The sequence below is a fragment of the Collimonas arenae genome (genome assembly GCF_001584165.1).
Lineage (GTDB): Bacteria > Pseudomonadota > Gammaproteobacteria > Burkholderiales > Burkholderiaceae_D > Collimonas > Collimonas arenae.
The window spans coordinates 3,493,267-3,514,097 of the sequence record NZ_CP013233.1 but is presented as its reverse complement, the minus strand read 5'-3'; the positions used below and the strand labels follow the sequence as shown (position 1 = coordinate 3,514,097).

The window sequence follows — 20,831 nt, the reverse complement described above, 5'->3', positions numbered from 1 at the left end:
CGATGGCTGCTTGTTCGTCGTCAGTGAATGGCGCCCTGCAGTCATCGATAACTGGGCCGATGTACAAGAAGAGTTGCAGGCCGGCCGCAAGGCTGGCCTTGGAATGACCAATGAGCTTTATCGATAAGCTTTACTACAAGCTGGAAAAATTATGACCAATAAAACTTTGCACGCCAATCCGAGCAAGAGCCGCACGCCACGTCACCGCGCGCGCGAATTCGCGTTGCAGGGCCTGTATCAATGGCTCTTGAACAACGAAGACGTGACCGCGATCAGCGAAAACATCCGCCAGGCGCATGGCTTCGACAAGGCCGATGCCGAGCATTTCAACTCGCTGCTGTACGGCGCGATCAAGGATGCAGCTACATTGCGAGCCGGCCTGGCGCCGTTGATCGACCGTAAGATCAGCGAGCTGTCGCCGGTGGAACACGCAGTGTTGCTGATCGGCGCTTTCGAGCTGCAAAACCACGTCGAAATCCCATATCGCGTTGTCATCAACGAAGCGGTTGAGCTGACCAAATCGTTCGGCGGCATCGACGGCCACAAGTATGTGAACGGCGTGCTGGACAAGTTTGCGGCCAAGGCGCGCGCGACCGAAATCGACGCCGGCAAGAAACCCTGAATCGGTAAATAATACAGGTGACGAAGCGGTTGCTTCGTTGCGCCTGCGAATCGATACAGGCTTCGTGTTTCAGGTGCGGCGTTAGTCTTGTGTCAGCTTGGTGACTGAGACGCCGCGCCATTCGGAAAAGTATTCATGACATTCTCGCACCTGCACTTGGCTTCACGTCTCGACAACATCGCTCCGTTCCATGTGATGGAGCTGGCAAAAATGGCTGCGGCGCTGGAGCGCGAAGGCCACCATATCATCCACATGGGTATCGGCGAACCTGATTTCACCGCAGCGCCGCTGGTCATCGAAGCAGCCGCCAAGGCCATGGCCGACGGTAAGATGCAATACACCTCCGCCACCGGCTTGCCGGCGCTGCGCGCAGCGATTTCGGCGCATTATCGGCAAGTGTTCGGCCTCGACATCGCACCCGAGCGCATCGTCGTCACCGCGGGCGCTTCGGCTGCCTTGCTGCTGGCTTGTGCGGCGCTGGTGGAGAAGGGCAGCGAAGTACTGATGCCTGATCCTTCCTATCCTTGCAATCGTCACTTTGTCGCTGCCTTCGACGGCCAGGCCAAGATGATTGCCAGCGGTCCGGCCGAGCGTTTCCAATTGTCCGATGACATGGTGCGCGAGCATTGGGGCGAGCACACGCGAGGCGTGCTGCTGGCCTCGCCGTCGAACCCGACCGGCACCTCGATCCTGCACAGCGAACTGGCCAAGATCATTGCCACCGTGCGCGACAAGGGCGGCTTTTCCATCGTCGACGAAATCTATCAAGGCCTCAGCTACGATGCCGAACCGTTTTCGGCGCTGTCGCTGGGCGACGACATCATCGTCATCAACAGTTTTTCCAAATACTTCAACATGACCGGCTGGCGTCTCGGCTGGCTGGTACTGCCGGAAGCGTTGGTGCCGCCTATCGAAAAACTGGCGCAAAACCTGTTCATCTGTCCATCGTCGATTGCGCAGCACGCCGCGTTGGCTTGCTTTGAAAAAGACTCGCTGGCCTTGTATGAGGCGCGCAAGGACGAATTCAAACGGCGCCGCGATTACCTGGTGCCGGCGTTGATTGCGCTCGGCTTCAAGGTGCCGGTGATTCCCGACGGCGCTTTCTATGTATATGCCGATTGCAGCGATCTGCTCAAGGATGGCGGCGATGCCGACAGCCTGGTCAAGGACATCCTGAATCGGGTTGGCGTCAGCATGGTGTCCGGTCTGGATTTCGGCGCACACACCGCGCAGCATTACATCCGCCTGTCGTACGCGACCTCGATGGAAAATCTGCAGGAAGCGGTGCGCCGTCTCGGTAACTACCTAGGCAAGAATTAAGCAGGATATTGTCCCCATGCCGGCATGCCGGTGGTATTGAAAAAGGAGCTTTCATGAACTTCGCTTTTCCCCAAAAGCCGTAGCGGCAGTACCTGTCGATGGTAACGATCAATTGTTTCCAGTGCATCGTATCTATTGCGTTGGCCGCAACTATGCCGAGCACGCCAAGGAAATGGGCAGTAGCGGCCGCGAAGCGCCGTTCTTCTTCATGAAGCCGGCCGATGCGGTGCTGCCGGTCGCGCATGGCAGTATCGGCGAGATGCCGTATCCATCGATGACGCAGGATCTGCATCACGAAATCGAGCTGGTGGTGGCGCTTGGTACCGGTGGCAAGAATATTCCTGCTGCCGAAGCCGTCAAGCATATCTGGGGCTATGCCGTCGGCCTGGATATGACGCGCCGCGATCTGCAGGGCGAAGCCAAGAAGCTGGGCCGCCCATGGTGTACCGGCAAGGGCTTTGACTTTTCCGCGCCAATCTCGCCGATCCATCCTGTGAGCACCACCGGCGTCATCGAGCAGGGCGATATTCATCTAAACGTCAATGGTGCATTGCGCCAGCGCGGGGATATCAAGCAGATGATCTGGAATATCGCTGAAACCATTGAGCAGCTGTCTGCCTATTTCGAACTGCAGGCCGGCGACCTGATCTTTACCGGCACCCCCGCTGGTGTTGGCGCGGTGGTAAAGGGCGATCTGCTGGAGGGTTCGGTGGCGGGTGTCGGCGATTTGCGGGTGCGCCTGGTTTAGTATTCGAGTAAAAATCGATGAAACTGTATAGCTATTTCCGGAGCTCCGCTTCGTATCGCGTGCGGATTGCGCTGAACCTGAAGGGTATCCCGTACGACATCGTGCCGGTGCATTTGCTGAAGCACGGCGGTGAACAATTGAGCCAGTTGTACCGAACTCTGAATAGCGACGGTCTGGTGCCGACGCTTGTCGAGGATGCCGACGGCGCCGATGGCCCACATGTACTGACGCAATCGTTGGCGATGATCGAGTACCTGGAGGAAATTCATCCGACACCTGCGTTGTTGCCTTCGACGCCTTTGGATCGTGCTTTCGTGCGCGGCGTCGCGCTCGCGATTGCCTGCGATACGCACCCGCTCAACAATTTGCGCGTGTTGCGTTATCTGGTGCATGAGCTGAAGGTTGACGAGAATGCCAAGAACGCCTGGTATCGTCATTGGTGCGAGAGTGGCCTGGCAGCACTGGAAGTAACGTTGGCCCGCGACAAGCGGCCTGGAAAATTTTGCTACGGCGATACGCCGACATTGGCCGATTGCTGCCTGGTGCCGCAGATATTCAATGCGCAGCGCTTGAAATGCGATTTGTCCGCGATGCCGACCTTGATGCGGATCTACGAAAACTGTCAGCAGCTGGAAGCCTTCGTCAATGCTGCGCCGCAAAATCAGCCGGATGCGGAAGCCTGAGTAAGGTATTCCAAATAAAAAAGCCAGGGTCTTGAACAACCCTGGCTTTTTTTATTGGATGCTCACCGCGATCGGCTCCGCCGGATGGAAACTCTCGGCGCGCGAGATTGGCCAGTATTTTTCGAAGACCGGATAGCGATAATTCTGGTTCAGCAGATCGCCCGGTTTTAGATAGTGCAGCAAATCCGACATCAATTTGACTTCATGGTCGGACGTGCGGCGCACGATATGGTGGGCGCGCAGTGCTGAAGCGTGCGGCAAGCCTGCAGCCTGCACCAGCTCCTGCAACGCATGCAAGGTGCTTTCATGGAAACGGTACACGCGCTCGGCTTTGTCCGGCACCACCAGCGCCTTCTGTCGACCGACGTCCTGAGTCGCCACACCGGTCGGGCAACGGTCGGTATGGCAACTTTGCGACTGGATGCAACCCAGCGAAAACATGAAGCCGCGCGCCGAGTTGCACCAGTCTGCGCCGATCGCCAGCGTGCGCGCCAGGTCGAAGGCGGTGATCACCTTGCCGCTGGCGCCGATCTTGATACGGTCGCGCAGCCCGGCGCCGACCAGGGTGTTATGCACCAGCAGCAAGCCTTCCTGCAACGGCATGCCGACGTGATCGACGAACTCCAGCGGCGCCGCGCCGGTGCCGCCTTCGGAACCGTCCACGACGATGAAGTCGGGCAGGATGCCGGTCTGCAGCATGGCTTTGACGATGCCGAAAAACTCCCACGGATGGCCGACGCAAAGCTTGAAACCGACCGGCTTGTCGCCAGACAAGGTGCGCAGTTTCTGGATGAATTCGAGCAGGCCGATCGGGTTCGTAAATGAGGAATGGGTAGCGGGCGAGATGCAGTCGACGCCCATCGGTACGCCGCGCGTAGCGGATATTTCCGGCGTGATCTTGGCCGCCGGAAGTACTCCGCCATGGCCCGGTTTGGCGCCTTGCGACAGCTTGACGGTAATCATCTTGACCTGCGGCGAGGTTGCCTGCGCCACGAATTTATCTTCGTTGAAACTGCCGTCGCCGTTGCGGCAACCGAAGTAGCCGGAAGCGATCTGCCACAGCAGATCGCCGCCGAATTCACGATGATATGGTGAGATCGAACCCTCGCCGGTATCGTGTGCGAAACCGCCTTTTTTTGCGCCGTGATTCAATGCACGGATGGCGTTGGCCGACAGTGCGCCAAAGCTCATCGCCGACACGTTGAAGACGGACATCGAATACGGCTGCGTACGTTCGGCGCCGACGGTAACGCGGAAATCGTGGCTGGCGATGATGGTCGGCGACAGTGAATGGCCGACCCATTCGTAGCCGCGCAATTTGACGTCAAGCTCGGTGCCGAACGGCCGGCTGTCGACCTCTCCTTTGGCACGCTGATAGACCAGGCTGCGTTCCTTGCGGGTGAACGGTGCGCCGTCATTGTCACTTTCGAAAAAATACTGGCGCATCTCTGGCCGGATCATCTCGAACAGGAAGCGGAAATGTCCCATCAGCGGATAGTTGCGCAGGATCGCGTGACTGCGCTGGTTCATGTCCCAGATGCCCAGCGCGGTCAGCAAGCCGGGAACCACTGTCCACCACCAGGCCATTTTTCCAGCCGCAGCGCAGGTGGCAAGAACCACAGTCAGTAACAGCACTCCCCAGAAGCTCAGATAACGGCTGACTCTCATCATTCATTCCTTTAAAACGTGTGAAGGCTAGGGCTTAATGCAAAGGCTATTGCGCGCGGGGACCGCTGCGCAGTGACAAGCTGGCAATTTTACACATGGATGGCAAGACGTGTGTCGGTCGCCGTTTCCGGTTGTCCTACAAGCCAAGCGGCAGCTGTCCTATAGCGGCCCATGGCCGGCGCTGGTTAGTATTGATGCACCGATGCAAATACGGCGGCGATGGCGAATTGACGGGGCCGGCATCAATCATCATCCAGGTCTCGCAAATCGGTGCCGCTGCCATACCGTTCTTGGCAAGAATTGTCGAGATATTCAAAACCGTGAAGGAGCAAGCAATGAACTGGGACATCATCCAAGGTAACTGGAAGCAGTTTAAGGGTAACGTGAAACAGCAATGGGGCAAGCTTACCGACGACAAGCTCGACCAGATCGCGGGCAAGCGCGACCAGTTGATCGGCAGCGTGCAGGAGGCCTATGGCGTGAGCAAGGAAGACGCCGAAAGGCAGATCCGTGAATTTGAAGAGCGCAACAGGGATCACCGATTCTAAGGCGCGGGCCGCGCTCGATGGCGTGGCCGTTTTCACGCGACGTTCGCTAATACAGAAAAGGAGCAATCGGATGACGATCAAAAAAATTATTGTTGCTATGCTGATCAGCACAGCAAGTTTCACCGGCGCCTCGCTGGCGCTGGCCGCAAACGATGCCAAGGCGACTTACAAGGCCGTGGAAGACGCAGCTGAGGCCACTTACAAGGCCGACCTGGCAAAATGCGATGGGCTGAGCGGGAACGGCAAGGATGTATGCGTCGAACAAGCCAAGGCTACACGTGAACACGCGACGCAGGATGCCAAGGCGGCGTACAAGAAAACACCAAAGGCGTTGGCGAGCGCGCGCAAGGAAGAAGCCGAGGCCGATTATGCTGTCGCCCGGGAAAAATGCAATGCATTGGCAGGTAATGTCAAGGATGTATGCGTCAAGAAAGCCAAGGCAGACGAAGCCAATGCGGTAACCGATGCGCGTGCCAAACAGGAAATGTCGCAGAGCAAAGCTGCAGTGCGTGATGAGCGGGCGGAGGAGCGGTACAAGGTTGCGCTCGCCAAGTGCGATAGCCTGGCCGGCCCCTCCAAAGAGGCATGCGTTACGGCCGCTGAGAGCGAACGCGGTCAGTAAGTGTGACAAATAATTGCGGCCAATGGTTGCGGCCGGCATTTCTGCCTGAGTTTAATCGTTCTTTACAACGCTGCCCGTCAACGGCACACTGGACGTCATGAAATTGGAATTCGGCCAGGTTCTTGCAACTTGACGCGACGAAGTCGGTGACGACGGGGCCGAAATACTCATGTGATGCGACGATAGAACAGATGATAAAGATCCTGGTAGTTGACGATCATGCGGTAGTTCGCGCCGGCGTTCAATTCTTCGTGGCAGAGATTCCAGGCATGGAGATCGCCGGTGAAGCCGCCAATGCGCAGGAGGCGATGCGCATGGTGCGCGCCGAGGAATACGATATCGTGCTGTTGGATATCGCGATGCCGGACAAAAGCGGGGTCGAGGTGCTCAAGCAGATCAAGCGCGAGAAACCGAAGCTTCCGGTGCTGATTCTCAGCATGCATCCCGAGAGCCGCTATGCAGTGCAGTTGCTGCGCAGCGGTGCCGACGGCTATGTGCAGAAGGAGGCGCTGGCGACGGAGCTGGTCAAGGCGATCAATACGGTACTGCAGGGCCACAAATACATCAGTTACGGCGTTGCCGAACTGTTGACGGCCGACCCTGCCAGCAATGAGGACAAGCCGTTGCACGAAACTTTGTCGGCGCGCGAGTACGAGATTTTTTACAAGTTGAGCCAGGGCGAGAGTGTGACCCGGATTGCCGAGGAATTGTGCTTGAGCGTCAAGACGATCAGTACCTATCGCACACGCGTCTTGCAGAAAATGAGCATGGCGAGCAATGCGGATATCATTTATTACGCGATCAAGAATAATTTGATCGACTAGGCGCCAGGCACGGCAAGCGGGGAAACGACAGATCGTTAACAACCGGATACAGGGTTGGCCAGCCACCGGCGCGGAAAACTGGCTCAATGCATGCATCATCATGAGGGATGTTCCAAGCGTCAACCAATATGGACCATACGACAACCTCTCCAAAAATAGAAGCCAGCGCTGCTCCGCTACGGGTTTTTCTGGTGGAAGATTCATTGGATGTGAGAAATCTGATGATTGAAACCCTGAATGAAATTCCGGGCATCGTACTGGCCGGATTTTCTGAAGGTGAAGATGAGGCCTTGCAGAAAATTGATGTCGGCGCATACGATGTGTTGATCCTGGATATCGAACTCAAGCAGGGAAATGGCATGAGTCTGTTGCGCGCTCTGGCAGAGTCGGGCAAGCCGCTCAATTCGCTCAAGATCATTTTCAGCAACAATGTCAGCAATGCATTTCGACGCGCAGGCGAACAGTACGGCGTGCGCTTTTTCTTTGATAAGAGTTCGGAGCTAGCCAAGCTGCGCGATTTGCTCTCGGCGCTGGGAGCCGGATTGCCTGCGCGCTGAGCTTTTGAACTGACTTGCATCGAACTCGCTCCAATCAATGACCGCCTGCTTTCCGTAAGCGGTTTTTCTATTGTTACTCTCGACTTCATATGCCAGTTGGGTGATGGAGATGACTCGCATCCTGCGGCATATAGCAACGTTCGGGGAGGTTATGTGGATACAAAAGCAAGCGATACCTCCGGCCGGGATAGCCCCCATTACCAGGACCTGCTGAAGACGCGCGCACTCGAAAGCTTGGCCTCGACCAAGACCTACGTTTGGCGCACGACCGCGGCGGCGATTGGGCTGGCTGTATTGGTGATGGCGATGGCGGTCCTGGCACTGGTCAGTTGCCTGTATCAGGTCGCGCCTTCTTTGAGGTTGCCGGAGTTGACTGACATGCGCGCCGGCACCGCAGCCGCTTTCCTGCTCGCGACCTGCAGCTTGCTGTTGAGCTGTGTCGGCAGTGCCGGACTGCGACGGCCGTTCAGGATCGTGGCACAGGGGTTGGCATTGGTGTTACTGTTGTTTGTCTCGACTGCATTGATGTACGGTGCGCTCGGCGGCATTGACTGGCTCGATCGCGTACTGGCAGATTTGCCGCCCGAAATCGACTGGCGTGCATTTGGCGGCTTGCATCCGATGGCGGCCATCGGTTTTCTCTTGTGCAGCCTTACTTTATTGCTGCTTGATCGGCGCGACAGGAGAGAGCACTATCTTGCCGAATACTTGGCGATTGCCTTGATTTTCTTCAGTGCGATTCCGTTACTCGGCTATTTTTACCGAGTGACCGCGATGACCCAGATGATTTATTCGACCAGCATCCCGGTATTGTCGGCACTGGCGTTCCTGCTGTTCGGCATGGCGCTGCTGATGGCGCGCCCACGTCACCGCCTGATGGCGATCATTACCCGTCACGCACCGGGCGGGCAGATGCTGCGCCGTTCGCTGCCGCAGATGCTGTTCCTGCTGATTGTCTTGCATTGGCTGGCCGATTGGGGGGCGCGCCAGGGCTTCTACGACCGCAGCATCTTGCCGCCGATGCTGACCTTGATTGACAGTGTGCTGGTGCTGTTCATTTTCTGGCGCGCTGGCGGCAAAGTCGACCACGAATATGGCGCCCGCCTACAGAGTGCGGCGGAGCTGGCCGAAGCCACCGCGTTGCTGATCGCCGTCAGCGACAATACCAACGATCCGATTTTCGTGAAGGACCGCCAGGGCCGATTGATTTTCGCCAATCCGGCCACGTTGCGACGGCTGGCGTTAAGTTGGGAACAGGCCAAGGGTCGCGGCAGCCGCGATCTCTTTCCGCGCAGGGAAGATGCCGACCGGATCGATGTCGACGACATCCGTATCATGAACGGCGGCGTGTCGGAAACGCTGGAACAAACCATACAGCTGCCGAATGAAATCGTCACTTTCCAGACAACCAAGGCGCCCTGGTTTGGGCAGCAGGGGCAAGTCATGGGCGTGATCGGGATTGCCACCGACATCAGCGAACGCAAGCGCGCGGAAGATTCACTCAGGAGACGCGAGCTGGAGCTGGAGCGCACCATCGCCCAGCGCACTGCATTGCTGCGGGAGTTGACCAACCATCTGGAAACCATCCGCGAAGAAGAAAAGCGGGCGATTGCGCGCGAATTGCACGACAACATGGGCGCTTCCCTGACCGCGCTCAGCATGCATCTGGAGAGCGTCTACAAGGTCTTGCCAGCGACAGAACAATGGCAGAACCGGCAGGATCAGATGCGGACATTGCTTAACTCCCTGGTAGCGACTACGCGCCGTATCCAGACCGAATTGCGCCCCAACATGCTGGACCTGTTCGGTTTGAAGGCAGCCATAGCCGAGCAGTTGGAGGACTTCAGCCAGCGTACCGAGATCGTCTGCAAATCGAGTTTGCCGGATGAGGATGTGGCGGTTGATCACAAGATCGAGATTGCGGTGTATCGGATGCTGCAGGAAATACTGAACAACGTCTCCAAGCATGCTCAGGCAACGCAGGTCGAAGTGATCCTCGATATTGATGAGGATCGCCTGGCGTTGACGGTGCGCGACAACGGTGTTGGCATGTCGCAGGAGCGCTTTGAAAACACCACGACGCACGGCCTGCGCGGATTGAATGAAAGGGCGACCTATCTGGGCGGCAAGGTCGGGTTTACGGCGGCGGAAGGAAAAGGGACGACGGTGAAGATCGAACTGCCGTTGACGATGCTGGCCGAGACGCCCGGCCCGCTATGATGCATCTCTGCCGAGCCCGGCGTCCTGCAGGGTGGCAATTCTCTATGGAATGCAAGGATCGGTCGCCACCAGCACGCTGCAAGGCACTTTTTCAACCAGCAGCGTGTCGACCGAACCGCGCCACCAGCGTGTCGCCAGTGGCTTCTTGCGTGAATGGCCGACGATGACCAGGTCAATCCCCAGCTTGCCGACCAAGTCGCTGATGACGTTGACAGGTTCGCCGCTTTCAAAGTGATCGATCGGCTTCAGGCCTGCATCGGCCAGCAGTTTGTGTCCCTTGATCAGTTCTTGTTCCAGCAGGGTTTTCTCAGCCCTGATAGCGGATTCGGCGACGAATTCGCCGGCCATCAGGTAAGTCGCCAGATTGATCACGCCCAGCAGATGGATCTCGACTTCGGGGCTGGGAGCCAGGTGGATGCAGGAATAGAGTGCGGAACGGCTTTCGGGCGTGCCGTTGTAGGCGACAAGAATTTTCCGGTACATATACCCTCCTGAAAACGATGTTGGCGATGGTTGCTGATTTCATCATAGCGCAGACTGATGCTGCTAACCAGCAGCCAATCGATAGTTTCGATCTGGTGATGGCCCGAACGGCTTTCCGCCAGACGAAAGCAGGACAAGCCAGTCATATCGGCTTTTTCCGAATAACGTTAATTGGCGCCGGGTTATCAAAAATATGCGAAAGTAAGCCACTATTGCGCTATACGACACTATAAAAGTAGACTTGCCGGGTAATGCCGCTTGGCGCCATCCGGGACGCTGCTGAATGTCGAAGCGTTATTGATCAATACAAAGACTTGAAGGAATGATGGATGTCGGATGAAATCGTGATTGTCGGTGGTGGCGCCGGTGGGCTGGAGTTGGCGTGCAAGCTGGGCCGCAAATTGGGACATGGCCACGTCACGCTGGTCGATCGGGCGCTGTATCACATCTGGAAGCCGTCGCTACATGAAGTGGCGGCAGGAACCCGCGATATCCATCAGGAAGGCCTGTCTTATCAGATGTTGGCGCATGACAATAAATTTCGGTTTGTCTATGGCGCCATGAGCGCGCTGGATGCGGAAAACAATACGATCACTGTTGACGCCGTTACCGACGAGGTTGCGGAAGAGCTGATTCCGCCGCGCCAGATCGGGTTTGGCAAGCTGGTGATTGCAGTCGGTAGCGTTTCCAATTATTTCGGCATCAGCGGCGCCGAGGAAAATACCATCTCGCTCAACACCACTGCGGATGCTGAACATTTCAGGCTGCGCTTGTTGAAGATGCTGGCGCTGGCGGATTTGAAGAAGGAACAGAATCCGGATGCCGGCGTCGATATCGTGATCGTCGGCGGCGGCGCCACCGGGGTGGAACTGGCCGCTGAATTGCGCGATGCCAGCGGCGTCTATACCGACTACGACTTCCGCACCTGAATCCGAATCGCGATGTCCGCATCACCATTCTGGAAGGCGCACCGCGCTTGCTGGCGCCGCTGACCGAGCGGGTCTCCAAGGCCGCCAGCAAGATTCTGCAGGATCGTGAAGTACGCGTGGTGACTGATTGCCGCGTCGCCAGCATTGCGGAGAATTTCGTGACCGATTCCAATGGCAATAATTATGCGTCCGATTTGTGCGTCTGGTCGGCCGGCATCAAGGCGCCCGATTTCCTCAAGACGCTCGGGCTGCCGGTGATCAAATCGGGACAACTGGAGGTTGATGGTGGCCTCAAGGTGACAGGCTTCAACAACATCTACGCACTCGGCGACTGTGCCGCGTGTATCGGCCGGACGGCAAGATGGTGCCGCCGCGCGCCCAGGCGGCGCATCAGCAGGCCGATTATCTGGTGGATACCTTCATCCGTTCGATCAGGGGGCAAGCGGCCCCGGACGGCCCCTATGTCTACAAGGATCATGGCTCGCTGGTGTCGTTCGGCAGGAACACATCGATTGGCACACTGATGGGATCGCTGACCAAGCTCGGCTGGTTTGTCGACGGTTTCTTTGCCCGCATGATGTACACCAGCCTGCACCTGATGCATCTGAACGCATTGCTGGGGCCCGTGCGGACAGGCGTGACAGCTGCCGCCAGCAGCCTGATGAAGCACGCCAAGCCATCGGTGAAACTGCACTGAGTTGCGCTGATGCATGGTAGTTGCAGAGGATGTAACCATGTTGTGCAAATGTAAAAGTATGTATCGATTGATTGGATTAATCGGTTGACCGGCTATAGTTCAACTCAACAGCCGTGGTTGCGTCTCGACGACGGTTTGTCGATGTGTTTGATCGATAGCTTTACGACCCGCTTTAAGACCCTTCAAGGAGTCAATCATGCTGTACAAAAAATGGATTTGCGTTGCACTACTGGCTAGCACTGCCGCTGCAGTTTCAAGCTCGGCCCTGGCTTATGACGATGGCGCCAATACCGCGATTGGTGCGGTCGCCGGTGCAGTCATCGGCGGCGCCGTAGGTGGCCGTAATGGTGCGATTGTCGGCGGTGTGTTGGGCGCAGCGGTCGGTGCAACTTCGGGTGGCTATCGCGACGATCGTGGCGGTTACTACGAAGGTGGACGCGGCTACTACGCGCAGCCGGCGCCTGTCTATTACCAGCCTGCTCCGGTCTACTATCGCCCGGCCCCGGTGTATTACCAGCCACAGCCGGTGTACTACCGGCCTGCTCCGGTCTATGTCGAGCGCGTGAGCCGTGATTACTACCAGCGGCCTTATCAAGGCGGCTATTACGAGCGTTGATTGCGCCTTGAAATCACCATCATGAAACGCCGGTTCGGAGTCACATCTGAACCGGCGTTTTTGCATTTTGGCGATACTGGCGGATTCTTTCCTTTGCGCCGGATGACGGGAAGCCTATAGTGAGAGTAGCCACTTGAGAGGGAGACTGTCATGAGTAAAAGAAAAACCGTCGTACCCGAAACCAATCCCGACAAGAAAAAGAAGATGCAGCCGGTGAACCCTGCGGACCGCTGGACCGGCCATGCGCTGGATGGCAGCCAGCAGCTCGATATCCTGGAAGAACAGATGTACGTCAACGAACCGGGAACCACCATCGATCAGCCGCTGGTCCCGCCTAAACCGCCGAAGTGACATGTTTGCGGCGCCGCGGCGCTGCAGGCCTGCTGAGACAATTTGTCCAGCCAAACAGACGCAGCCGGGAGGCTGCTGTCGCGACCTGCTGGTCTATAATCGGCCATGAATGCCTTCCCTATAAAATGCAGCACTATAAAAAAGCAGGAGAATCATGTCGACTCTTTGGGTATGGTCAGCCGCCGGTCGCGCGCGGCATGGGCGATCAAGCTTTCTGTTTTTTCTTGCTGCGACCCTGCTAGGAATTGCCGCTCATGCGGCAGAGGTTGACAGCGGCCCGGTGCCAGACACCATCAAGCAGCGCCTTACCGCCTGTACTGCCTGCCACGGTGAGCAGGGCCGCGCCACCAACGACGGCTACTATCCGCGCATCGCTGGCAAACCGGCCGGCTACCTGTACAACCAGCTGCATAATTTCCGCGAGGGGCGCCGTCGTTATCCGATGATGACTTACCTGGTCGATCATCTGTCCGACGCCTACCTGCAGGAAATCGCCCAGTATTTCGCCGACCAGCATCCACCTTATCCGGCGCCGCAACCTTTCGATCTGTCGAGCGCGACGCGGGCGCGCGGCGAGATGCTGGTCAACAAGGGCGATGCCGACAAGAAGATCCCGGCCTGCATCGCCTGCCATGGCAGCGCCATGACCGGTGTGCAGCCGGCCACGCCGGGTTTGCTCGGCTTGCCGCGCGATTATCTGGTCGGTCAGATCGGCGCCTGGAAAAATGGTGCACGCCATGCCGTTGCGCCGGATTGCATGGCGCAGGTGGTGCAGCGCCTGAGTGCTGAAGATATCGGTGCGGTGGCGGCATGGCTGGCTGCGCAGCCGGTGCCTGCCGACGCTGCCGCGGTCGCTCCCACCTCGGTCAAACTGCCGCTGGCTTGCGGTAGCGTCCCCAACTGATTCAGCGGAGCGAACATGAAACGCATATTGATCTGGGTGATCGGCGCTCTGGTGCTGCTGGCCGCTGGCGCGGTAGCAGTATTGGCAATGCTCAATGCCGACGACAGCGGCGCACCACAACAGTCCGCGGCAGTCGTGAATTCTGCGGAACAATTGGAACGCGGCGCCTATCTGGTGCGCACTGGCGATTGTATGGCATGCCATACTGCGCGCGGCGGAAAATCGCTGGCCGGCGCGCGCGCGATACAGACGCCGTTCGGCGCGATCTATTCGCCCAACATCACCTCGGATGAGGAGACCGGAATCGGCAAATGGTCGGCTGACGATTTCTGGCGCGCGCTGCACAACGGCAAATCGAAAGACGGCAGCTTGCTGTACCCGGCATTCCCGTACACGAATTACACCAAGGTCACGCGCATCGATGCCGACGCCATGTTCGCCTATCTGCGCAGCGTGCCGGCGGTGTCGCAAAAGAACCTGCAACCCGATCTGCGCTTCCCGTACAGCAACCGTATCCTGTTGTACGGCTGGCGCGCACTGTACTTTCGGCCAGGCGTCTATCAGCCCGAAAAAGAACAATCGGTGGAGTGGAATCGTGGCGCATATCTGGTGCAGGGATTGGGGCATTGCAGCGCCTGTCACACCACCCGCAATGCGCTCGGCGGTAGCGACCTGAACGCTGAGCTGGGCGGTGGCTTCATCCCAGTCATCAACTGGTACGCGCCGTCGCTGACTTCCGATGAGGAAATCGGTCTCGGCGATTGGGATATTGAACATATTACCGCGTTGCTGAAGAACGGCGTCTCACCGCGCGGTACGGTGCTGGGGCCGATGGCGGAAGTGGTTGGCGCCAGCCTGCAGCATTTGAACGATCCAGATGTCAGGGCGATGGCCGTGTACCTGAAGTCATTGCCGCGGCAGAAGGAAGCGTCGGAATCGAAGGAGCGCGCCAGTCCGGATGAAGTCGATCGCGTATTGGCGCTGGGCGGCAAAATCTATAAAGCACACTGCGTCGATTGCCATCAGGCTTCCGGCAAGGGCACTTGGCCGGCTTATCCGCCACTGGCAGGCAATCATGCGATTACCATGGCGTCGCCGGTGAATGCGATCCGGGTGATCCTGAACGGCGGTTTTGCGCCGAGTACGACAGGCAATCCGCGTCCCTATGGCATGCCGCCGTATGGCCCGGCGTTGAACGATAGCGAGGTAGCGGCAGTGGTGTCTTACATCCGCAATAGTTGGGGCAACAAGGCACCGATTGTCGGCGCTGCCGAAGTCAATCGCTATCGGGCGGTACCGCTAGACTAGGCGAACGCGTGGGCACGGAGTACCCACGCGGCAGGACAGCAGTCGCCAGACTGCTGCCAATGCTCACACCGTTAGCATGATCTTGCCGATATGCGAGCTGCTTTCCATCAGCGCGTGCGCTTGTGCCGCTTGTTCTAACGGGAAAGTCTGGAAGATCACAGGTTTGATCTTGTGTGCCGCCAGCAACGGCCAGACGCGCTGTTGCAATTGCGCGGCGATGGCAGCCTTGAAGGCGATCGGGCGCGGCCGCAAGGTTGAGCCGGTAATCGTCAGACGCCGCATCAAGATCTGGCGGAAATCGATGTTGGCGCTGCTGCCGCCGAGCGTGGCGATGAACACCAGGCGGCCATCGTCGGCCAGGCAACTGATCTCGCGCGGCACGTAATCGCCGGCTACCATGTCCAGGATCACATTGACGCCTTTGCCGTCGGTGGCAGCTTTGATCACGGCTGCGAAATCTTCGGTGCGGTAGTTGATGCCGCGTTCGGCGCCGAGTGCTTCGCAGGCACGGCATTTTTCATCCGAGCCGGCAGTGGCGAAAACGCGGTGGCCGAGTGCGGTAGCGATCTGGATCGCGGCGGCGCCGATGCCGGAGCTGCCGCCTTGGACCAGCAAGGTCTCGCCGGCGGACAGCTTTGCGCGATCGAAAACATTGCTCCAGACGGTGAAGAAGGTTTCCGGCAGCGATGCCGCTTCCACTGCGCTCCAGCCGCTCGGCAAGGGCAGGCATTGGGCTGCCGGTGCGACGCAATACTCGGCATAGCCACCGCCAGCCACCAGGGCGCATACCAGATCGCCTTTCTTTAGGTGAGTCTGGCTGAAGTCGCCGTCGATGATTTCGCCGGCAATCTCCAGTCCCGGAAGGTCTGAGGCGCCCGGCGGCGGCGAATAGTTGCCGGTGCGCTGGAATACGTCCGGCCGATTGATGCCGGCTGCCTGTACCTTGATCAATACTTCGCCCACAGCGAAAGACGGGATCGGCCGTTCGCAGATCTGCAAGACGTCGGGGCCTCCTGGTTGGGTGATTTCAATTGCGCGCATGAGTTTGTCCGTTGGGTAAATCAGTCATTGTATGACAACCAGAATTTGCCATTTTTTTCCATGTCGATAGTTTTTCTGTATTGGGGCTTGCAGACATTTAATTTGGGAAATGCATCCAAATTAAATGTCTGCAAGCCCTAGCTCATGGGAAATATTCAAGCTACTATTTCGATGCTTTCTGGAAAATGTCTCTGGTGGGGTAAACCAACACTTCGATGGGCTTTACACAGTACAGCCGATGAGCGATAGCGCAACAAAACCAGGCAATGGCGAACTGCCGAAGCCAACCGGCTTATCGCCAGCAACCAGGCAGGCGACGCCGCGCCAGCGCAGCCAGGCGCTCTGGGCCTGCGGTGGGATTTTCCTGGTGACCTTGCTGCTTGTGCCGGGAGCAGCCGTGATCTGGCCGAATATTCCGGCCTTCCTGCCGACCTATCAAACTGCAACGATTGTTGCTTATTTAATCATCTCCTATCTGGTTCTCGGTCACTATCGCGCCACCAAAGGGATCGATCTGCTGTGCCTTGGTGGCGGCTGCCTGTACGCCTCCATAATGCTGCTCGTGCAGTTTCTGGCCATACCTGGCATGTTCCAGCCGCAAGGTGCGTTGCTGGGCGGTACGCAAACGATGAGTTGGCTTTGGTTCTTGTGGCATGCCGGCCTGGCGCTGGGTATCCTGATGTATGCAACTTGCCAGCTGCGCCCGCCGGGACCAGCATTGATCAACCCCAGTTACCTGGAGATGCTGCTGACGGCGGTGTTGACCGTAGTGGTGATTGGCAGCCTGGCGATGGTGACTGTTTATCACGACCGGTTGCCGATCATCGACCAGAACGGCAATTATCGTCGTGCTATTACGCTTGGCCTCAGTCCGCTGCTGCAATTCATGTATTTCATGAGTTTGCTGATCCTGTGGCGCGCCGCACGGTTTCGGAGCGTGCTGCAGGTATGGATCGGCGTTGCCTTGATTGCGCTGCTGTGCGAGAACGCGATCACCATGGTCGGCGGCAGCCGTTTTTCGGTTGGCTGGTATGTGGGGCGTTGCAACGCGCTGATTTCCGCCACGGTATTGCTGACGATTTATCTGCGCGAAATCAACCAGGTTTATTTGAAGACGGTGCAGGATGCGCGCATCCTGGCATTGAACAACGCCATGCTGGAAGTACGGATGGATCAGGTGCGGATGGACGAGTTGACTGGACTTCCCGGGCGTTCGCTCTTCCTTGAACTGGCGGAAACGCTGCGCAGCCGCAGCCAGATCAATTGCCAGGCGGTGGCAGTGTTGTTCATTGACCTTGACGGCTTCAAATGGATTAACGATAACCTGGGCCACAAGCGTGGCGACGCGGTGTTGGTAGAGGTGGCCGCTGCATTGCGCTCGTTACTGCGGGATATCGATATCGCCGCCCGTGTCGGCGGCGACGAATTCGTGGTTTGCCTGGTGGCGCCCGCGTTGTCGATCAAATCTACCGCGACGGCTGTCGCCGAGCGGATTGTCAGCCGTGTCGCCGCCATTGGCGATGGCATCGGCTGCAGTGTCGGTATCGCCTTGTGCCAGGCGGAAGAGCTGGAATGGGACCTGGCCTTGCGGCATGCCGACGAAGCCATGTACCAGGCCAAGCGGCAGGGCAAGAGCCGTTTTGCAGTTTATGGCCATGCCTTGCTCGACGCCGTGGCATGAGGCGGAAGCAGGCTTTCTCCGTCGATGTATTTTCCCTTGTTTCTGCTGATTAATTAATCATCGATAAATTCGACGATTGATCGGTAAATTTTCCGTTTTTCTTTTGAATTTCACTCAGACATACTGCGATCCATTGGTGGTGATGCAGATAAGTGAACGCCAATATGCTAGAAAGCAAAGAGAGAATACAGAAAAATTTCCAATCATCAATTTCGAATTTATTGCACATTAATTAGGAGAACATCATGCCAATCGCAACTGCGCAACCAGGCCGCACTCTGCTCAATCCAGCAAACCACACCTTGATCATGATTGATCATCAATCGCAAATGGCGTTCGCCACCAAGTCGATCGACCTGGCTTTGTTGCGCAATAACGCAGCTTTGGTCGCTAAGGCCGCCAAGGAGTTCAAGGTCTCGACGATCCTCACTACAGTGGCCGAGAAATCGTTTTCCGGGCCGATTTTCGATGAAATCAAATCGGTGTTTCCTGGGCAGGAAGTCATCGACCGCACCACCATGAATACCTGGGAAGATCCGCGTATCGCCGAGCGTGTCAATGCCGCCGGCAAGGACAAGATCGTGCTGGCCGGACTGTGGACTTCGGTATGCATCGTCGGTCCGGCACTGTCGGCGCTCGACCAGGGTTTTGAAGTGTATGTGATTACCGATGCTAGCGGCGACGTCTCCGACGAAGCGCATCAGCGCGCCGTAGAACGCATGATCCAGCAAGGCGCACGGCCGATGACATCGCTGCAGTACCTGCTGGAACTGCAGCGCGACTGGGCGCGCGGTGAAACCTACAACGAAACCGTGGCTACCTCGATTGCTCATGGCGGCGGTTATGGCCTCGGGCTGATCTACGCCAAGACCATGTTCAATGCTTCTGAAGCACATTAAAGCAGAGCGGCTCAGTCGCAGTTCGAGCGGGGCCGCACTACATCAAATCTTTGAGAATTGGGGAAGACCATGAATGCAGACATGATTCTATTGAACGGCCGCTTCCATACGGTCGACAAGACGCGGCCGCTGGCGAGTGCAGTGGCAATCCAGGACGGCAAGTTCGTTGCGGTCGGCGACGCCGAAGAAGTCATGCGGCATCGTGGCGCAGCTACGCAAGTGGTCGATCTGAACGGCCGCACCGTCGTCCCTGGCCTCAACGATTCGCATCTGCACCTGATCCGCGGCGGCCTCAACTACAACCTCGAACTGCGTTGGGAAGGCGTACCGTCGCTGGCCGACGCTTTGCGCATGCTCAAGGAACAGGCGTTGCGCACGCCGCATCCGCAGTGGGTGCGTGTGGTCGGCGGCTGGACAGAATTCCAGTTCGCCGAGAAGCGCATGCCGACGCTGGAAGAAATCAATGCGGCCGCCCCGGATACCCCGGTTTTCATCCTGCATCTGTACGACAGGGCGTTGCTCAACCGCGCCGCGCTGCGCGCTGTCGGCTACACCAAGGACACGCCGAATCCGCCTGGCGGCGAAATTCAGCGCGACGCCAGCGGTAACCCGACCGGCATGCTGATCGCCAAGCCGAATGCGATGATCTTGTACGCAACGCTGGCCAAGGGGCCGGCGCTGCCGCACGAACAGCAAGTCAACTCGACCCGTCAATTCATGCGCGAACTGAACCGGCTCGGTGTGACCAGCGCTATCGACGCCGGTGGCGGTTTCCAGAATTATCCGGAAGACTACGCCATCATCGACCAGTTGGCGCGCGACCAGCAACTGACGATTCGCATCGCCTACAATCTGTTCACCCAACGCAAGGGACAGGAACTGGAGGATTTCCAGAAATGGACCGACATGATCGCACCAGGCACCGGCGACGATTTCTATCGCCACAACGGCGCCGGCGAGATGCTGGTGTTTTCCGCGGCCGACTTTGAGGATTTCCTGGAACCACGCCCGGACCTGGCCGTTGGCATGGAAGACGAATTGGAAAAGGTGGTGCGCCACCTGGTGTCGAACCGCTGGCCGTTTCGTCTGCATGCGACCTATAACGAATCGATCAGCCGCATGTTGGACGTGTTTGAGAAAGTAAACCGTGACATTCCGTTCGACGGCCTGCACTGGCTGTTCGATCACGCAGAAACGATCACGCCGCGTAATATCGAAAGAGTACGAGAGCTCGGTGGCGGTATCGCGATCCAGCACCGCATGGCGTTCCAGGGCGAATACTTTGTCGAGCGCTACGGTGCCGAAGCCGCCAGGCATACACCGCCGGTGGCGCGCATGCTGGAGATGGGGGTACCAGTTGGCGGTGGCACCGATGCTACCCGGGTGGCTAGCTATAACCCTTGGACGGCGTTGTACTGGCTGGTGTCGGGGCGTACTGTCGGCGGCATGACGTTGTACGATGCCGCAGCCAGGTTGCCGCGCGAAACCGCGATCGAGTTGTGGACCAACGGCAGCGCCTGGTTCTCCAGCGAGCAAGGCAAGAAAGGCAAGATCAAGGAAGGACAACTGGCCGACCTGGCGGTGCTGTCGGCAGACTTCTTTAGCGTCGATGAAGACAGCATCAAGGGACTGGAGTCGGTGCTGACAGTGGTGGGTGGCAAGATCGTCTACGGTGCTGCCGAATTCGGTCCGCTGGCGCCGCCACCGATCCCTGTGTTGCCGGATTGGTCGCCGGTGAAAGCAGTCCCCGGGCATTACCGGCAACTGCCGCAACAGCGTCAGGCCTCCGCGTTGCCGCACCAATGTGCCGGCGCTTGCGGCGTGCATGCCCACGCGCACGATGTGGCGCGCAAGTCGAGCGTGCCGGTGTCCGATCATTCGGGATTCTGGGGAACGCTCGGTTGCAGCTGCTTCGCTTTTTAATTCAACGACCTGCCGGATTGGCGATTGAGGATGATCATGCGTTATACAAAGATAGTATTGGGTTTGCTGCTGTCGTTCGTAGTTGGCGCTGCGTGCCGCCTGGCGCAGATTCCGGTGCCGTCGCCGCCGGTGATGAGCGGAGCCGTGCTGGTATTCATGATGAGCAGCGGCTACTGGCTGGTAGGCC

The 20,831-nt window shown here is 57.9% G+C and carries 20 protein-coding genes and 2 pseudogenes; 19 read left to right on the top strand and 3 right to left on the bottom strand.

Annotated features, from left to right (window positions below; genetic code table 11):
- The first annotated feature begins 151 nt into the window (after positions 1-151).
- The 4 genes from nusB (at position 152) to maiA (ending at position 3,373) form a co-directional block, all read left to right on the top strand.
- The gene (gene nusB / locus CAter10_RS16140) at positions 152-622 is read left to right on the top strand and encodes a transcription antitermination factor NusB (RefSeq protein ID WP_061534209.1); all 471 of its coding nucleotides are present in this window, start codon (positions 152-154) and stop codon (positions 620-622) included.
- 135 nt (positions 623-757) lie between these two features.
- Positions 758-1,942 (top strand): pyridoxal phosphate-dependent aminotransferase, encoded by a 1,185-nt coding sequence (locus tag CAter10_RS16135; RefSeq protein WP_061534208.1) that lies wholly within the window; start codon positions 758-760, stop codon positions 1,940-1,942.
- Positions 1,943-2,063: 121 nt separating this feature from the next.
- A complete protein-coding gene (locus CAter10_RS16130; RefSeq protein WP_335340164.1) occupies positions 2,064-2,690 on the top strand; it encodes a fumarylacetoacetate hydrolase family protein in 627 nt (208 codons plus the stop codon).
- Positions 2,691-2,707: 17 nt separating this feature from the next.
- Positions 2,708-3,373 carry a maleylacetoacetate isomerase gene (gene maiA, locus CAter10_RS16125; RefSeq protein WP_061534206.1) on the top strand — a complete coding sequence of 222 codons (666 nt, stop codon included), beginning with the start codon at positions 2,708-2,710 and terminating at the stop codon, positions 3,371-3,373.
- Positions 3,374-3,424: 51 nt separating this feature from the next.
- On the opposite strand, the gene CAter10_RS16120 is transcribed toward maiA, so the two are convergent.
- Positions 3,425-5,041 (bottom strand): FMN-binding glutamate synthase family protein, encoded by a 1,617-nt coding sequence (locus CAter10_RS16120; RefSeq protein WP_061534205.1) that lies wholly within the window; start codon positions 5,039-5,041, stop codon positions 3,425-3,427.
- 335 nt (positions 5,042-5,376) lie between these two features.
- On the opposite strand from CAter10_RS16120, the gene CAter10_RS16115 reads away from it, so the two are divergent.
- The 5 genes from CAter10_RS16115 to CAter10_RS16095 all read left to right on the top strand — a co-directional run bounded on the left by CAter10_RS16115 (position 5,377) and on the right by CAter10_RS16095 (position 9,812).
- The gene (locus CAter10_RS16115) at positions 5,377-5,589 is read left to right on the top strand and encodes a CsbD family protein (protein ID WP_061535404.1); all 213 of its coding nucleotides are present in this window, start codon (positions 5,377-5,379) and stop codon (positions 5,587-5,589) included.
- Between the two features lie 70 nt (positions 5,590-5,659).
- Positions 5,660-6,211: a hypothetical protein gene (locus CAter10_RS16110; RefSeq protein ID WP_061534204.1), complete on the top strand. Its 552-nt coding sequence runs from the start codon at positions 5,660-5,662 to the stop codon at positions 6,209-6,211.
- Positions 6,212-6,402: 191 nt separating this feature from the next.
- Positions 6,403-7,035: a response regulator gene (locus CAter10_RS16105; protein ID WP_061534203.1), complete on the top strand. Its 633-nt coding sequence runs from the start codon at positions 6,403-6,405 to the stop codon at positions 7,033-7,035.
- A 128-nt stretch (positions 7,036-7,163) separates the two neighbouring features.
- Entirely contained in the window at positions 7,164-7,592 is a 429-nt protein-coding gene (locus CAter10_RS16100) for a response regulator (RefSeq protein WP_061535403.1), read from the top strand.
- A gap of 153 nt (positions 7,593-7,745) precedes the next feature.
- Positions 7,746-9,812, top strand: a complete 2,067-nt coding sequence (locus tag CAter10_RS16095; RefSeq protein WP_231879006.1) for a sensor histidine kinase — start codon at positions 7,746-7,748, stop codon at positions 9,810-9,812.
- Positions 9,813-9,854: 42 nt separating this feature from the next.
- Here the strand turns inward: CAter10_RS16095 and CAter10_RS16090 are convergent, their stop codons facing one another.
- The gene (locus CAter10_RS16090) at positions 9,855-10,295 is read right to left on the bottom strand and encodes a universal stress protein (RefSeq protein WP_061534202.1); all 441 of its coding nucleotides are present in this window, start codon (positions 10,293-10,295) and stop codon (positions 9,855-9,857) included.
- A gap of 17 nt (positions 10,296-10,312) precedes the next feature.
- Between CAter10_RS16090 and CAter10_RS16085 the strand changes: the two genes are divergently transcribed.
- From CAter10_RS16085 to CAter10_RS16060, 6 genes and pseudogenes are all read left to right on the top strand, one after another.
- Complete coding sequence (locus CAter10_RS16085; RefSeq protein ID WP_061534201.1) at positions 10,313-10,528, top strand: hypothetical protein; 216 nt, start codon at positions 10,313-10,315, stop codon at positions 10,526-10,528.
- Positions 10,529-10,624: 96 nt separating this feature from the next.
- Positions 10,625-11,921, top strand: a pseudogene (locus tag CAter10_RS24600) (NAD(P)/FAD-dependent oxidoreductase).
- A 196-nt stretch (positions 11,922-12,117) separates the two neighbouring features.
- Positions 12,118-12,537: a glycine zipper domain-containing protein gene (locus tag CAter10_RS16075; RefSeq protein WP_061534200.1), complete on the top strand. Its 420-nt coding sequence runs from the start codon at positions 12,118-12,120 to the stop codon at positions 12,535-12,537.
- Between the two features lie 150 nt (positions 12,538-12,687).
- Entirely contained in the window at positions 12,688-12,888 is a 201-nt protein-coding gene (locus CAter10_RS16070; protein WP_061534199.1) for a hypothetical protein, read from the top strand.
- A gap of 154 nt (positions 12,889-13,042) precedes the next feature.
- Complete coding sequence (locus CAter10_RS16065; RefSeq protein ID WP_128083104.1) at positions 13,043-13,792, top strand: c-type cytochrome; 750 nt, start codon at positions 13,043-13,045, stop codon at positions 13,790-13,792.
- Positions 13,793-13,807: 15 nt separating this feature from the next.
- Positions 13,808-15,100, top strand: coding sequence for a c-type cytochrome (locus tag CAter10_RS16060; protein WP_061534198.1), 1,293 nt, complete (start codon positions 13,808-13,810; stop codon positions 15,098-15,100).
- Between the two features lie 63 nt (positions 15,101-15,163).
- On the opposite strand, the gene CAter10_RS16055 is transcribed toward CAter10_RS16060, so the two are convergent.
- Positions 15,164-16,141 (bottom strand): NAD(P)H-quinone oxidoreductase, encoded by a 978-nt coding sequence (locus CAter10_RS16055; RefSeq protein ID WP_061534197.1) that lies wholly within the window; start codon positions 16,139-16,141, stop codon positions 15,164-15,166.
- Between the two features lie 238 nt (positions 16,142-16,379).
- Here CAter10_RS16055 and CAter10_RS16050 point away from each other — a divergent pair, with 238 nt between their 5' ends.
- From CAter10_RS16050 to CAter10_RS23735, 4 genes and pseudogenes are all read left to right on the top strand, one after another.
- Positions 16,380-17,822 (top strand): GGDEF domain-containing protein, encoded by a 1,443-nt coding sequence (locus tag CAter10_RS16050; RefSeq protein ID WP_061534196.1) that lies wholly within the window; start codon positions 16,380-16,382, stop codon positions 17,820-17,822.
- Between the two features lie 245 nt (positions 17,823-18,067).
- Positions 18,068-18,721, top strand: coding sequence for a hydrolase (locus CAter10_RS16045; protein ID WP_061534195.1), 654 nt, complete (start codon positions 18,068-18,070; stop codon positions 18,719-18,721).
- Positions 18,722-18,790: 69 nt separating this feature from the next.
- Positions 18,791-20,644, top strand: coding sequence for an amidohydrolase (locus tag CAter10_RS16040; protein ID WP_061534194.1), 1,854 nt, complete (start codon positions 18,791-18,793; stop codon positions 20,642-20,644).
- A gap of 30 nt (positions 20,645-20,674) precedes the next feature.
- Positions 20,675-20,818: pseudogene (locus tag CAter10_RS23735) on the top strand (XapX domain-containing protein); the annotation flags it as partial.
- Positions 20,819-20,831 lie beyond the last annotated feature (13 nt).

Bases quoted from the DNA above. Each gene is read 5' to 3' on its own strand.
- nusB (WP_061534209.1), top strand. From the start codon at position 152: ATGACCAATAAAACTTTGCACGCCAATCCGAGCAAGAGCCGCACGCCA.
- CAter10_RS16135 (WP_061534208.1), top strand. From the start codon at position 758: ATGACATTCTCGCACCTGCACTTGGCTTCACGTCTCGACAACATCGCT.
- maiA (WP_061534206.1), top strand. From the start codon at position 2,708: ATGAAACTGTATAGCTATTTCCGGAGCTCCGCTTCGTATCGCGTGCGG.
- CAter10_RS16120 (WP_061534205.1), bottom strand. From the start codon at position 5,041: ATGAGAGTCAGCCGTTATCTGAGCTTCTGGGGAGTGCTGTTACTGACT.
- CAter10_RS16115 (WP_061535404.1), top strand. From the start codon at position 5,377: ATGAACTGGGACATCATCCAAGGTAACTGGAAGCAGTTTAAGGGTAAC.
- CAter10_RS16110 (WP_061534204.1), top strand. From the start codon at position 5,660: ATGACGATCAAAAAAATTATTGTTGCTATGCTGATCAGCACAGCAAGT.
- CAter10_RS16105 (WP_061534203.1), top strand. From the start codon at position 6,403: ATGATAAAGATCCTGGTAGTTGACGATCATGCGGTAGTTCGCGCCGGC.
- CAter10_RS16100 (WP_061535403.1), top strand. From the start codon at position 7,164: ATGGACCATACGACAACCTCTCCAAAAATAGAAGCCAGCGCTGCTCCG.
- CAter10_RS16090 (WP_061534202.1), bottom strand. From the start codon at position 10,295: ATGTACCGGAAAATTCTTGTCGCCTACAACGGCACGCCCGAAAGCCGT.
- CAter10_RS16085 (WP_061534201.1), top strand. From the start codon at position 10,313: ATGTTGGCGATGGTTGCTGATTTCATCATAGCGCAGACTGATGCTGCT.
- CAter10_RS16075 (WP_061534200.1), top strand. From the start codon at position 12,118: ATGCTGTACAAAAAATGGATTTGCGTTGCACTACTGGCTAGCACTGCC.
- CAter10_RS16070 (WP_061534199.1), top strand. From the start codon at position 12,688: ATGAGTAAAAGAAAAACCGTCGTACCCGAAACCAATCCCGACAAGAAA.
- CAter10_RS16065 (WP_128083104.1), top strand. From the start codon at position 13,043: ATGTCGACTCTTTGGGTATGGTCAGCCGCCGGTCGCGCGCGGCATGGG.
- CAter10_RS16060 (WP_061534198.1), top strand. From the start codon at position 13,808: ATGAAACGCATATTGATCTGGGTGATCGGCGCTCTGGTGCTGCTGGCC.
- CAter10_RS16055 (WP_061534197.1), bottom strand. From the start codon at position 16,141: ATGCGCGCAATTGAAATCACCCAACCAGGAGGCCCCGACGTCTTGCAG.
- CAter10_RS16050 (WP_061534196.1), top strand. From the start codon at position 16,380: ATGAGCGATAGCGCAACAAAACCAGGCAATGGCGAACTGCCGAAGCCA.
- CAter10_RS16045 (WP_061534195.1), top strand. From the start codon at position 18,068: ATGCCAATCGCAACTGCGCAACCAGGCCGCACTCTGCTCAATCCAGCA.
- CAter10_RS16040 (WP_061534194.1), top strand. From the start codon at position 18,791: ATGAATGCAGACATGATTCTATTGAACGGCCGCTTCCATACGGTCGAC.